Source organism: Patulibacter minatonensis DSM 18081, assembly GCF_000519325.1.
In the GTDB taxonomy this organism is placed as follows: domain Bacteria; phylum Actinomycetota; class Thermoleophilia; order Solirubrobacterales; family Solirubrobacteraceae; genus Patulibacter; species Patulibacter minatonensis.
In genome coordinates this window covers 3,205,015-3,217,495 of the sequence record NZ_KI912613.1, presented here as the reverse complement: position 1 = coordinate 3,217,495, position 12,481 = coordinate 3,205,015, and the positions used below count along the sequence as shown (strand labels likewise).

15 protein-coding genes and 1 riboswitch are annotated in these 12,481 nt (G+C 71.4%); of the genes, 1 reads left to right on the top strand and 14 read right to left on the bottom strand.

What is annotated here, in order from left to right:
* Window positions 1–11: 11 nt before the first annotated feature.
* The 9 genes from atpA to rd all read right to left on the bottom strand — a co-directional run bounded on the left by atpA (window position 12) and on the right by rd (window position 6,947).
* A complete protein-coding gene (gene atpA, locus PATMI_RS30400) occupies window positions 12–1,565 on the bottom strand; it encodes a F0F1 ATP synthase subunit alpha (protein ID WP_036725913.1) in 1,554 nt (517 codons plus the stop codon).
* Window positions 1,566–1,606: 41 nt separating this feature from the next.
* Window positions 1,607–2,137, bottom strand: coding sequence for an ATP synthase F1 subunit delta (atpH, locus tag PATMI_RS0114855; protein WP_026911456.1), 531 nt, complete (start codon window positions 2,135–2,137; stop codon window positions 1,607–1,609).
* A gap of 4 nt (window positions 2,138–2,141) precedes the next feature.
* Window positions 2,142–2,723, bottom strand: a complete 582-nt coding sequence (atpF, locus tag PATMI_RS0114850) for a F0F1 ATP synthase subunit B (protein ID WP_026911455.1) — start codon at window positions 2,721–2,723, stop codon at window positions 2,142–2,144.
* Window positions 2,724–2,729: 6 nt separating this feature from the next.
* On the bottom strand, window positions 2,730–2,996 hold the full coding sequence (locus PATMI_RS0114845; protein WP_051471712.1) for an ATP synthase subunit c family protein: 267 nt from the start codon (window positions 2,994–2,996) through the stop codon (window positions 2,730–2,732).
* Window positions 2,997–3,018: 22 nt separating this feature from the next.
* Complete coding sequence (gene atpB / locus PATMI_RS0114840) at window positions 3,019–3,909, bottom strand: F0F1 ATP synthase subunit A (RefSeq protein ID WP_026911453.1); 891 nt, start codon at window positions 3,907–3,909, stop codon at window positions 3,019–3,021.
* Window positions 3,906–4,271 (bottom strand): hypothetical protein, encoded by a 366-nt coding sequence (locus PATMI_RS0114835; protein ID WP_026911452.1) that lies wholly within the window; start codon window positions 4,269–4,271, stop codon window positions 3,906–3,908. Before PATMI_RS0114835 ends, atpB begins: the two co-directional genes overlap by 4 nt.
* A gap of 22 nt (window positions 4,272–4,293) precedes the next feature.
* Window positions 4,294–4,440 (bottom strand): hypothetical protein, encoded by a 147-nt coding sequence (locus PATMI_RS36750; RefSeq protein WP_157260785.1) that lies wholly within the window; start codon window positions 4,438–4,440, stop codon window positions 4,294–4,296.
* A 464-nt stretch (window positions 4,441–4,904) separates the two neighbouring features.
* Window positions 4,905–6,680, bottom strand: coding sequence for a potassium/proton antiporter (locus PATMI_RS0114825; RefSeq protein WP_026911451.1), 1,776 nt, complete (start codon window positions 6,678–6,680; stop codon window positions 4,905–4,907).
* A gap of 96 nt (window positions 6,681–6,776) precedes the next feature.
* The gene (rd, locus tag PATMI_RS0114820; RefSeq protein WP_211241815.1) at window positions 6,777–6,947 is read right to left on the bottom strand and encodes a rubredoxin; all 171 of its coding nucleotides are present in this window, start codon (window positions 6,945–6,947) and stop codon (window positions 6,777–6,779) included.
* A gap of 97 nt (window positions 6,948–7,044) precedes the next feature.
* Between rd and PATMI_RS0114815 the strand changes: the two genes are divergently transcribed.
* Window positions 7,045–7,683: a TetR/AcrR family transcriptional regulator gene (locus PATMI_RS0114815; RefSeq protein WP_026911449.1), complete on the top strand. Its 639-nt coding sequence runs from the start codon at window positions 7,045–7,047 to the stop codon at window positions 7,681–7,683.
* Between the two features lie 17 nt (window positions 7,684–7,700).
* Here the strand turns inward: PATMI_RS0114815 and PATMI_RS30395 are convergent, their stop codons facing one another.
* The 5 genes from PATMI_RS30395 to PATMI_RS0114790 form a co-directional block, all read right to left on the bottom strand.
* Window positions 7,701–8,897, bottom strand: a complete 1,197-nt coding sequence (locus PATMI_RS30395) for a glycosyltransferase family 4 protein (RefSeq protein WP_051471710.1) — start codon at window positions 8,895–8,897, stop codon at window positions 7,701–7,703.
* Between the two features lie 73 nt (window positions 8,898–8,970).
* Window positions 8,971–10,254 (bottom strand): serine hydroxymethyltransferase, encoded by a 1,284-nt coding sequence (gene glyA, locus PATMI_RS0114805; RefSeq protein ID WP_084269971.1) that lies wholly within the window; start codon window positions 10,252–10,254, stop codon window positions 8,971–8,973.
* A 25-nt stretch (window positions 10,255–10,279) separates the two neighbouring features.
* Window positions 10,280–10,363, bottom strand: a riboswitch (ZMP/ZTP riboswitch).
* A gap of 234 nt (window positions 10,364–10,597) precedes the next feature.
* A complete protein-coding gene (gene rpiB / locus PATMI_RS0114800; RefSeq protein WP_026911447.1) occupies window positions 10,598–11,092 on the bottom strand; it encodes a ribose 5-phosphate isomerase B in 495 nt (164 codons plus the stop codon).
* Window positions 11,093–11,130: 38 nt separating this feature from the next.
* Complete coding sequence (locus PATMI_RS30390; RefSeq protein WP_051471708.1) at window positions 11,131–11,766, bottom strand: L-threonylcarbamoyladenylate synthase; 636 nt, start codon at window positions 11,764–11,766, stop codon at window positions 11,131–11,133.
* Between the two features lie 31 nt (window positions 11,767–11,797).
* Complete coding sequence (locus PATMI_RS0114790; protein ID WP_026911446.1) at window positions 11,798–12,472, bottom strand: class I SAM-dependent methyltransferase; 675 nt, start codon at window positions 12,470–12,472, stop codon at window positions 11,798–11,800.
* Window positions 12,473–12,481 lie beyond the last annotated feature (9 nt).

The following is a 12,481-nucleotide window of genomic DNA, read 5'->3' as shown; positions in this document are numbered from 1 at the left end:
CAGACCGCGCATCAGGCGGTCGCCGTCTCGAGCGGCTCGCCGTCCTCGTCGAGCTCGTAGCCGAAGTCCTGCTCGGTGAACTTGCCGACGAAGTCCTTGACGGAGGCCTGGACCTCGTCGGACCAGTCACCGCCGTTGATCTTCTCGAGGACGTCGGCGATCGAGCCGGCGGCGGCCTCGACGAGGCGCGACTGGTACTCCTCGACGCGGTCGGCCGTGATGCGGTCGACGAAGCCGTTGGTGGCCGCGAAGATCTGGAGGACCTGCTCGGCCACGGTCAGCGGCGAGCGCTCGCCCTGGTTCAGCGTCTTCACGAGGCGCTCACCGCGCGACAGCGTCGCCCGGGTGTCGGCGTCGAGGTCGGAGCCGAACTGCGCGAAGGCCTCGAGCTCGCGGTACTGCGACAGCGCGAGCTTCAGGCCGCCCTGGACCTTCTTCATCGGCTTCGTCTGCGCCGAGGAGCCCACGCGCGACACCGAGATGCCGACGTTGATGGCCGGGCGGACGCCCGAGTAGAAGAGCTTCGGCTCGAGGAAGATCTGGCCGTCGGTGATCGAGATGACGTTCGTCGGGATGTAGGCCGACACGTCGCCGGCCTGCGTCTCGATGATCGGCAGCGCCGTCATCGACCCGCCGCCGAGCTTGTCGGACAGCTTCACCGAGCGCTCGAGCAGGCGCGAGTGCAGGTAGAAGACGTCGCCCGGGTACGCCTCGCGGCCCGGCGGGCGGCGGAGCAGCAGCGACATCTGGCGGTACGCGAACGCGTGCTTCGTCAGGTCGTCGTACACGGCGAGCGTGTGTCCGCCGTTGTAGAGGAAGTGCTCGGCCATCGCGGCACCGGCGTACGGCGCGACGAACTTGATCGGCGCGGCCTCGTCGGCGGACGCGGCGACGATGATCGTCGAGTCCAGGGCGTTGTTCTCGGCGAGCGTCTGGGCGATCTGCACGACCGAGGCCATGCGCTGACCGATGGCGACGTACACCGAGATGACGCCGGAGTCCTTGTTGTTGATGATCGCGTCGATCGCGACGGACGTCTTGCCCGTCTGGCGGTCGCCGATGATCAGCTCGCGCTGGCCACGGCCGATCGGGATCATCGCGTCGATCGCCTTGATGCCCGTCTGCAGCGGCTCGGTGACCGGCTTGCGGGAGATGATGCCCGGGGCCTTGAACTCGAGCGGGCGGGTCTCGGTCGTCTCGACCGGGCCCTTGCCGTCGAGCGGCTGACCGAGCGGCGAGACGATGCGGCCGAGCAGCGCGTCGCCGACCGGGATCTGCAGCTGGTTGCCGGTGCGCTTGACGGTGTCGCCCTCGACGACCTTCTGCCAGTCGCCGAACAGCACGGCGCCGACGGAGTCCGCGTCGAGGTTCAGGGCGAGGCCGGTGACGCCGTGCGGCAGGTCGAGCATCTCGAACGAGCCGGCGTTGTCCAGCCCGTGGATGCGGGCGATGCCGTCCGCGACGGACAGGACCGTGCCGACCTCGGTCAGCGACGCGGCGCCGGCATCGAGACCCTCGATGCGGCTCTTGAGGATGCTGGTGATCTCATCAGGCTTGATCTGCATGGTGCAGGGCTCCTACGGAAGTGGCGATCGACGACGGCGGACTACGCCGTCGCCACCTGTCGACGCAGGTTTTCGAGTCGTTGACGGATGGAGGCGTCGAGGATCTGGTTCCCGACGCGCAGCACGATGCCGCCGATGAGGTCCGGATCGACCTCGGTGGTGAGCTGGACCTCGCGGCCCGTTCCCTCGCCGACCTGACGGCCGATCCGGGCGGTGGTCTCCTCGTCCAGCTCGACCGCGGTCGAGATCCGGACGGGCAGGACCTTGTGGAGGTCGTCGTACCGAGCATCGAACTCGGTGCGGACCTCCGACAGCAGCGACAGCCGCTGATTCTCGACCATGACGTCGAGGAGGTTGGCGACGATGGGGTCGGCGCCGTCGATCGCCCGGCGCAACCCGTCCCGCTTCTCCTCGGAGGAGAACTGCGGGGACGCGAGGAACAGCTGCAGCTCGCGGCTCTCCGAGAGGGCTTCGACGATCTGACCGAGCTGCTCGCGCACCTCGGAGACCACGTCGCGCTCCTGGGCGACCTCGAACAGCGACCGGCCGTACACGCGGGAGATCTGGTCCATGGTGCTACCTCCGCTCGCCGCTCAGCGCGGAGAAGTCGAGCCCGTCGAGTGCTTCCTCGATGAGGCGACGCTGGTCGTCCCCGTCGAGCGTCTTGCCGGTGACCTTGGCGGTCGCCTGGATCGTGAGGTCGGCGACCTCGGTGCGGATCTCGCTGATCGCGCGCCGCGTCTCGGCCTCGATGTCCTTGCGCGCCTGGTCGAGGATCTCCTCGCCCTTGGTCTTCGCCTCGTCGCGGGCCTTGGCCTCGTGGGCGTCGGCGCTCTTGCGGGCACGCGTCAGGATGTCCTCGGCGTGCGTCCGGGCCTCGAGCAGGTTCTGCCGGTTCTCGGCAGCCAGCTTCTCGGCCTCGGCGCGGTCGCGCTCGGCGGCTTCGATCGACTCGTTGATGGCGGCCTGGCGCTTGTCCAGGGCCTCCCCGATCTTGGGGAACGCCACCTTCGCCAGGACGATCCAGGCGATGACGAAGACGATCAGCGTCCAGATCATCGCCCCCGCATCCGGGGAGACCAGGAAGCTCTTGTTCTCGTCCTCGGCACCAGCGGCCGCTTCAGCGAGCGGCGTGATGGTTTGCAGGAGCAGACTCATCGCGGCCTACAGGAAGAAGGCCAGGAGGCCCGCGACGAGGCCGTAGAAGAACACGGCCTCCGTGAGGGCGAAGCCGAGCCACTGGATGCTGGTGATCTCGTCCTTGAGCTCCGGCTGGCGCACGAGCGCCTGCACGACGCTGCCGAAGAGGTAGCCGATGCCGATGCCGGCGCCGGCGGCGCCGAGGCCGCCGCCGAGGGCGAGGGCGATGGCCTTGCCGGCGTCGGACGCGTCGTCGACGGCCGCAAGCTGCGTGATGATCGTGAGGTCCACGGTACTGCTCCTTTTAGGTGACTCAGTGGGACTCGGACACGGCGCCACCGAGGTAGATGGCCGTGAGAGTGGCGAAGATGAAGGCCTGCAGGGTGGCGACCAGCCCGATCTCGAAGAGATAGAGCAGGATGCCCGCGGGAAGGGCGATGATGCCGACCGCGTGGATGCCGAGGAGGACGGCCAGACCACCGCTCATGAAGAGGATGATCAGGTGGCCGGCGAGGATGTTGGCGAAAAGACGTACGGAGAGCGAGATCAGGCGCATGAAGTTCGAGAGGAACTCCAGGAACCAGATGAAGACGGCCATCGGACCGGTGACGCCGGCGGGCACGAGGCTGCCGAGGTAGCCGAAGAGGCCCTTCTTCTTGATGCCCTCACCCGTGTAGAAGACGAACACGAGGATCGCGATCATCAGCGGGACGCCGAGGTTGGCGGTCGCCGCGTAGAGCGCGAAGTGCGGGACCTGCAGCCCGAACACGTCGAACTTGTGCTCCGTGTTCGTCGGCAGCGGGATGTACCCGATCAGGTTCGAGTACCAGATGAAGAGGAAGATGGTGGCGATGAAGGGGAACCACCGCGTCGCCATTCGGGAGTCCATGTTGGCCCCCGTGACGTTGTCGCGCATCGAGGTGTAGATCAGCTCGACGACCGTCTGCGTGCGGTTGGGCTTGGCCTGCATCCGCTTGGCGACCCACATCATCGTGAACACCGTGAGGAAGCCCGCGATGACGATGTAGAGGACGGCCTTGTTGATCGACAGGGGACCGAGATCGATCCACTTGTCGACCTTGAACTCGTTGGCCGGCTCGAACGACGAGTCGGCGTTCTTCGTCGCACCGAACGCCGCGACGGCGGCGATGATCAGAAGGACGTAGACCCCGAGGGAGATGCGGACCTTCGCGCGAGTGCTCATGCGTGGACAGACTTCCTGTCGGTGGTGCGGGTGAGGAGGGTGACGGCCAGGTAGACCGTGAAGGCGACGAGCATCGTCGCCGCGGCCGCGGCGCCGTCGCGGCGGTCGACCGCGACGCCGCAGAGGACGATCGCCAGGCAGATCAGCCAGACGCGCGCCATCATCGCGACGAAGTTGAGCTTGAGCGCCGCGCGCGGGTCGTCCTGCTCGCGGGCCTTGCCCTCGACGACGCCGGCGACGATGCGCTGGACGATCCAGACGATCGTGGCGACGAGGCAGCCGACGGCCGGGGCGCCGAGCAGCAGCACGATCGGTAGTGCAGCGATCACGACGGCGATGTCGAGCAGGCGGACGTTCAGCATGCGTGGATGGCCGGCCCGAGGGTCATCGGAACCGGGCGATCACTGCGGCGGTCCCGCCGAAGAGCCCGAAGAACGCGCCCACCATCAACCCGAGCCCCAGCGATCCGAGCAGCGCGCCGAGCGCGCCGAAGACCGCGAGTCCGAGCACCATCGCGGTGAGGATGGTCATCCCCGCCACGGCTCCGCCCGCTGGGGGTCGGTCGGGAGTCGGCATCGCGGGAATCGCTGGTGTGGGTTGGGTGCGCCATGAGGTGCAGTCCGCCGATCTGCTGCGGTCGACGGGATCGACCACGCAGGATTCCCCTCTCGGACCACAGCGGTGCTGCGATGAGGAGGGGTTCGGCGGCGGAGCCCCACCATATACAAGTCCCTGGGGCCGTGTCGCCCGGTTTCAAGCGGGTTTTCGGGGTTTCGTGCCGCCTTGTGCTAGGGCTTGTGCGAGGCGTCACGAGCGGTGGTGCCCGCGGATACGATGGTGGCGCGCCGCCGCTCACCGCGCCCTGCGACGGCCGCATACGCGGAAGTCCTCGTATCGCCCGTGTGTGACGGGTGTCCGGCGGGTCCGCGGTCGTCGCCCGCGACCGGCGAGCGACGCCGCACCCGCCCGGCGGAGGGTCCGGGACGATCCTCGTGTCAGAAGGCGCAGGCGCCGACGACCTCCTGCCACCAGCCGGCCTCGGCGTCGTCCGGGGCCCCTTCGAGCTTGCGCCGGGCGGCGCCCTGGACCGCCTGCCGCGATCCGACGATCGCGATCGAGCCCGAGACGCCGTACCGGCCGTCGGCGAGGACCACGAGGGCGCCGGGCCGGTCGCGGCGCAGGCGGACCCGCTCGACGACCTCGATGCCGGCGATGGTCGGCGGCTCGGCGGGGTCGCCGTCCCGGGCGTCCCACGGGCCCGCGCGGAAGATCGGCCGGATCGCGGTGTGGCGGCGGGCGGGGCGGGCCACCGGGCCGACGGGCCCGGCACGCCAGCGCTCGATCAGCCCGGGGATCTGGCCGGCGACCTCGCGGCGCACGAGCAGGTGGAGGCGGTCGTCGCTCTCGAGGGTGGTGGAGCCCCGGGGCAGCAGCGCCTCGTCGCCGCGCACCAGGACGTTGACCAGCGCGTCCCGCGGCAGGCCGAGGTCCTTCACGCGGGCGCCGACCATGGCGTCGCCCTGCCGCACGTGGACCTCGACGACCTCGGCCCCGAGCTCCCGGACCGCCATCACCTCGACCAGCGGCCGGTCGATCGCCGGCTCGGTCGTCGTGACGCCCAGCCGCACGGCGAGCCCCTCGAACGTGACGCCCTGCAGGATCGTGGTGAGCACCACGACGAAGAAGACGATCGAGAGGAACTCGTCCGCGCGCGGGACGCCGGCGATCACGGGGAACGTCGCGAACACGATCGGCACCGCACCGCGCAGCCCGGCCCACGACACCGCGATCTGCTCGCGCATCGTGAACCGCATCGGGGTGAGGATCGCCATCACCGAGATCGGCCGGCCGAGGAACAGCAGCGCGGCCGTGATCACCAGCGACTCCACCCAGACGTCGCCCAGCGAGTGCGGGTTCACGAGCAGGCCGAGCGCCAGGAACATGCCGAGCTGGGCGACCCACGCGATGCCATCGTGGAAGGCCGTGATCGACCGCTTGCCCTGGATCGGGAAGGACCCGAGGATGAGTCCCGCGACGTAGGCCGACAGGAGTCCGGAGCCGTGCAGGTTCGTCGCCACGGCGTAGGCCAGGATCGCCGTCGCGAGCGAGGCCACCGGGTAGAGCCCCTCGGACGCCAGCCGGGCGCGCTGGAACGCCTGGACGGCGAGCAGGCCGATCGCGGTGCCCACGATCGCGTCGATCGCGAGCTCGGAGGCCATCGTCACGAAGATGTCGAGGACCGACCCCTCCCCCTTGCTGAGGTCGATCAGGCCGATCACGAGGAGCGCGGTGACCGGGTCGTTCATCCCGGCCTCGCCCTCGAGGGTCCGCGCCAGGCGCTTGCGGAGCGTCGACCCGCGCAGCAGCGCGAAGATCGCCGCGCCGTCGGTGGACGCGACGATCGCGCCGAGGAGGAGCCCCTGCTCGAAGTTGACGTCCAGCGTGATGAACGCGACCGTGCCGACCACCGTCGTCGTGATCAGCACGCCGACCGTCGCGAGCAGCGCCGCGGTGCCGAAGACGGGCCGGATCTCCCGGAGTCCGGAGGCCAGCCCGCCCTCGAAGAGGATGAGGACGAGGGAGACGAGCCCGACGTCGCGGATCAGCTCCGCGTCGCGAGTCTCGATGATGCCGAGCTCGTCCGGCCCGGCGAGCATGCCGAGCAGGAGGAAGACGACGAGGGCCGGGACGCGTAGTCGCCCCGCGAAGAGGGAGGCCGCGAGTCCTGCGACGAGCAGGAGACCGGCGAGGAGCAGGAGCTCTTCGAGCACCCCGTCGATCCTAAACGAGCGCCGACGCGCCTCGTCGTGACCGGTGGACGAGGCTGCGCGTCCCCCGTGCGCCCGCCGGGCGGTCCTGCGGCCGCGCTAGTCCTCGAGCTTCTCGAACTCGTCCTTCTGGGCGCCGCACACCGGGCACGACCAGTCGTCGGGGATGTCCTCGAACGCGGTTCCGGGCGGGATGCCGCCGTCGGGGTCCCCCTCCTCGGGGTCGTAGATGAAACCGCAGGGTTCACAGATCCATTGCTCCACGGGCATGTTGTAGCGCCCGCCGCCCGGCGATGCCTGGCCGTCCCCCCACCCCGTCGGACTCCGGGACACCGGGCGCCCCTCCGTTGACGGGTACGCTCGGCGCGTGGCACCGCCCCCCAGGAGGACCGAGAGCACCCCCAAGCGCGAGCGGATCCAGCGGGACGTGCTCCGCGCGATGGAGGAGCTCCTGGCCGAGGGCGAGACCTACGCCGAGCTCGGGGTCGAGCGGATCGCGGGCCGGGCCGGGATCTCGCGCACGTCCTTCTACTTCTACTTCCGCGACAAGCGCGAGGTCCTCGAGCGCCTGACGGCGACGGTCGCCGACGAGCTCTACGGGGCCGCGGAGCTCTGGTGGTCGGGGACCGGCATCAGCCACGAGGCGCTGCGCACCTCGATCCGGGACGTTTCGGCGCTGTTCGTCGAGCACGGGCCGCTGCTGCGGGCGATGGTCGAGGTCGGGACCTACGAGCGCGACGTCGCCGACCACTGGCGTACGCTGATCGGCCGGTTCGTCGACGCGACCGAGGACCGCATCGTCACCGAGCAGGCCGCGGGGAACGCCCCGGCGTTCCCGGCCCGGCCGACGGCCTTCGCGCTGGTCTGGAGCGTCGAGCGCTCGCTCTACCAGCAGCTGGTGCGCGACGAGGACTTCGACACGACGACGCTGGTCGACGCGATCTCGTCCATGTGGCTGCGGGCGATCTACGGGCGCCTCGACCCCGGGGTCACCGCCGAGCCCTGAGCCGGCCCGGCCGGTGCTCAGCCCACCGGGTTGTGCTCGCCGGTGATCGCCGAGAACTCGCCGGTCTCGAGCGCGCGCGCGACGTCGGCGTCGATCTCGTCCTCCGTGATGTCCGGCCGCGCGCGGCGCAGGCGCAGCGCGTCGATCCGGCGGAGCTTCAGGATCTCGAGGACGATGACGAGGTAGACCGACACCGCGAGGCATGCCACGAGGATCAGACCCATCACGGTCGTCCACGCGGCGTCGAAGTGGCCGCGGTTGTCGGAGTACGGGACGAAGCGCAGCGCGACGGCGAGGCCCGCGAGCGACCCGGCCCACAGGTACAGATAGACGACGATCCGCCGCGGGCTGAACCCGAGCCGGCTGAGCCGGTGGTGGAAGTGCTCCTGGTCGGCGTTGTAGATCGGGACACCGGACTTCAGGCGCTTGAGCACCACGAAGGTCGTGTCCAGCACCGGCAGCGCGAGCACGAGGAACGGCACGACCAGCGCCAGGACGACCTGGGTCTTCACCGCGCCCTCGACGGCGACCGCCGCCAACAGGTAGCCGAGCAGCATCGCCCCGGTGTCCCCCATGAAGACCCTGGCGGGATGGAAGTTGTGGACGAGGAACCCGAGCGCCGCGCCGGCCGTCGCGGCGGCGAGCAGCGCGGCGTGGTCCTTCATCAGGTCGGCGGCGACGATGCCGAGCGCGAGCGCCCCGATCGCCGCGATGCCCGCCGCGAGCCCGTCGATGCCGTCGGAGAAGTTGACGACGTTCATCAGGACGACGAAGCCGAGGATCGTCAGGGACCAGCTCGGCACCGACGAGAACTGCACCGCGCCGACGAACGGGAACGTGATGTTCGTGACCTGCACCCCCTGCGACACCGGGATCCAGGCCGCCGCGACCTGCCCGACGAGCTTCACCGCCCACGGGAGGTCGAAGCGGTCGTCGACGGCGCCGATCACCGAGATCAGGACGGCGCCGAGCAGGATCGCCCGCAGGTTGTGGGCCTGGGGCGCGGCGTCCGGCATGTCGAGGACCACCGCGACGACGACGGCGATCAGGATCGCCAGACCGCCCAGCAGCGGCGTGCCGCCGGCGGCGAGCCCACGGCCCCGGGGCCGGTCGATCGCGCCCAACACGACCGCGGCGCGTGCGACCACGGGGGTGAGCGCCGCGCTGACCGCGAAGGCGATCAGGAGCCCCACGATGGGATCGCGCCAGTTCATCCGGGAGGCACTCTAGACGCGGGGGCGGCCCCACCCGCCCGTGGTCCGGGCGGGTGCGGCGCGCTCCGCGTGCTCAGCCGAGGTGCGTGTACAGCGGGTACGCCGCGGCGACGGCGGTGATGCGGGCGGCGAGGTCGTCCTTCGCGGCGGCGAACGCGGCGTCGTCGCCCTGCAGCGCCTGGCCGATGACCTTGCCGACCTCCCGGAACGCGTCGACGTCGAGACCGCGCGTGGCGAGGGCGGAGGTGCCGACGCGCAGGCCGCTCGTGACCATCGGCGGGCGCGGGTCGAAGGGCACCGCGTTGCGGTTGACCGTGATGCCGACCTCGTGCAGGCGGTCCTCGGCCTGCTGACCGTCCAGCTCGGTCTCGCGCAGGTCGACGAGGGTCAGGTGCACGTCGGTGCCGCCGGTCAGGACGTTCAGGCCGCCACCGGCGGCGAGCAGCTCCTCGGCGACGACGCGTGCGCCGTCGATGGTGCGCTGCTGGCGCTCCTTGAAGGCGTCCGACGCGGCGATCTTCAGCGCGACGGCCTTGGCGGCGATCACGTGCTCCAGCGGGCCGCCCTGCTGGCCGGGGAAGATCGCCTGGTCGATCTTCTTCTGGAACTCCTGCTTGCAGAGGATGATCCCCGAGCGGGGGCCGCCGAGGGTCTTGTGGACCGTGGTGGTCACGACGTGGGCGTGCGGGACGGGGCTGGGGTGCAGGCCGGCGGCGACGAGCCCGGCGAAGTGCGCCATGTCGACCCAGAGGTACGCGCCGACCTCGTCGGCGATCTCCCGGAAGCGCGCGAAGTCGAGGTGCCGCGGGTACGCCGACCAGCCGGCGATGATCATCTTCGGCTTCGTCTCGCGGGCGATCCGGGCGACCTCGTCCATGTCGACGAGCGAGGTGTCCTTGTCGACCTCGTACGCGACGATGTCGTAGAGCCTCCCGGACACGTTGAGCTTCATGCCGTGGCTCAGGTGCCCGCCGTGGGAGAGCGACAGGCCCATCACGCGGTCGCCCGGCTGCAGCAGCGCGTGGTAGACGGCGTTGTTGGCCTGCGCGCCTGCGTGGGGCTGCACGTTGGCGTGCTCGGCCCCGAACAGCTCCTTCGCCCGGTCGATCGCGAGCTGCTCGATCACGTCGACGTGCTCGCAGCCGCCGTAGTACCGGCGGCCGGGGTAGCCCTCCGCGTACTTGTTCGTGAGGACCGAGCCCTGGGCCTCCAGCACCGACTGGGGGACGAAGTTCTCCGACGCGATCATCTCCAGCGTGTCCTGCTGGCGCCGGAGCTCGTCGGCGACCGAGGCCGCGACCTCCGGATCGACCTCCGCCAGCGAGGCGTTGAAGTAGTCGTTGGGCAGTTCGGACACGGGCGTCTCCTTCGGGAACGTGCGGTTCGGGTGCCCAGGCGCGCGGCGGTGCTGCCTCGTCGCTCCCCGGTGGTCGGTTCCACCCGTGGCGCCAGTCGCGACGAAGAGGGAGGCTACCGGTCCCGCCGGTGGACCTCTGTGCGCGTCAGTGGGTCGGTGCGATCGGCGGGATCTCCGTCGAGGCGGGGGCCGTGCCGTCGCCCCCGGGTGGGTGGCGCGGCGTCCGACGTCGAGGACCCTTCGATCAGTGCGTCGGTGCGATCGGCGGGACGTCCGTCTCCACCGGGGCCGTGCCGTCGCCCCCGGGTGGGTGGCGCGGCGTCCGACGTCGAGGACCCTTCGATCAGTGGGTCGGTGCGACCGGCGGGATCTCCGTCGAGGCGGGGGCCGTGCCGTCGCCCCCGCCCTCGACGTCCGCGATCTCGCCGATGCGGCGCTCGTGGCGGCCGCCCTCGAACTCGGTGCTCAGGAAGGCGGCGACGATCTCCTCGGCGGCGGCGCCGTCGAGGCGGGCCTGCGACAGCCCGAGGACGTTGATGCCGTTGTGCTGCCGGGCCATCGTCGCCTCGGCGGCGTCGTGGGCGTTGACGGCCCGGATCCCGGCGATCTTGTTCGCGGTGATCGTGACGCCGTTGCCGGAGCCGCAGACGACGACGCCGCGGTCCGCGTCCCCGGCCGCGACCTGACGGGCGGCCTTGGCGGCGTACTCGGGGTAGTCGGTCGACGCGTCGGACGTGGTGCCGGCGTCGAGGACGTCGTGGCCCTGCGCGGACAGCGCGGCCTTGACGTGCTCCTTGAGGGTGAACCCGGCGTGGTCGGAGGCGACGGCGATCCGCATGGGCGGATCGTAGAGGGCGCTCGCCCGGGCCCGTCGTCTCAGCGGGGTGCGCCGGTCCCGTCGAGCAGGCGCCCGATCTCCGCCCGGGGCACCGCACCCTCGCGGACGACGCTCCAGCCGTCGCCCGTCGCGAGCCCGCGCAGGTCGACGATCGTCGACGGACGCCCCGAGCGTCGCCCGCGGTCCAGGACGAGCGCGCAGGCGTCGCGGATGTCGTCCGGGACGTCCTCGATCTGCGCGGGATCCGGGCCGCCCGCGCGGTTGGCGCTCGTCTGCACGACCGCGGGCGCGTCGACGGCCGCGGCCAGCAGGGGGACGCGGAGCCCGAGCGTCGTCGGGTCGTCGCCCAGCGCGAGCGCGTAGCGGCGTGCGGGGTTGGGGACGAGCACGCCGACGGGGCCGGGCAGCAGGCACCGCATCGCGTGGAGGACGTCCTCCCCCGCGCCGTCGACGGCCGCCAGCGCGGCGTCGAGGGTCCAGTGCAGCACCGCGGACGGCTTGCGGGGGTCGCGGCCCTTCAGCGTCGCGAGCGCGCGCACGGCGTCGGGGTCGTTCGGGTCGGCCGCGAGGCCGTAGACCCCCTCGGCGGGGAACAGGACCACGCCCCCGCGGGTCGTCTCGGCGGTGAGCGCCGTGATCGCCGCGGGGTCCAGCGGCAGCTGCTCAGTGCTCACGCGACCGGGCCCGACCGCGGGAGGACGGTGCTCACGAGGCGGTGCGGGCGACCACGGTCGTGCGGTCGACCTCCTCGACGACCTCCCAGCCCGCGACGGCGTCGGCCCCGTGGAAGAGCCGCTGGACGACGGCGGTCGGGCCGGGCAGCCCGCGGCCGCCCGGGACCCCGAGACGCGAGTCGTGGAAGAGGACGACCCCGTCGGCGGCGACGTGCTCGTGGAAGCCGTCCCAGTCGCGCCGGCAGCCCTCCTCGGAGTGGTCGCCGTCGATGAAGAGCACGTCGATCGGGGTGGTCCACCGCGGCGCGAGGTCCTGGCTCAGCGCGACGTGCCAGTGGACGGCCGGGGCCCCGCCGTCGGCGGCACCGGTGCGGGCGGCGCGGGCGACGACCTTCTTCGTCGCGTCCTCGAGCGCGCCCCAGCCGGGCGGGAGCGCGGTGTCGTGCGCGCCGAACGGGTCGACGAGGTGCAGGGCGGTGCCGGAGCGCAGGCGCTCGGCCAGCAGCGCGGCGGAGCCGCCCTCGTACACGCCGAGCTCCACGACGACGGCCTTGCCCGCGGAGCGCCGCAGCAGCAGCGCGGCCTCCTCCTCCGAATGCATCGAGCGCGGCGGGATCAGGCCGCGTCCGACGAACGCGGCCCGCAGGCGGACGTCGTGCTTCAGCCTCGTGGGGGTCGCGCGACGCAGGACGGTGGGGAGCTGCACGCGGGCGAG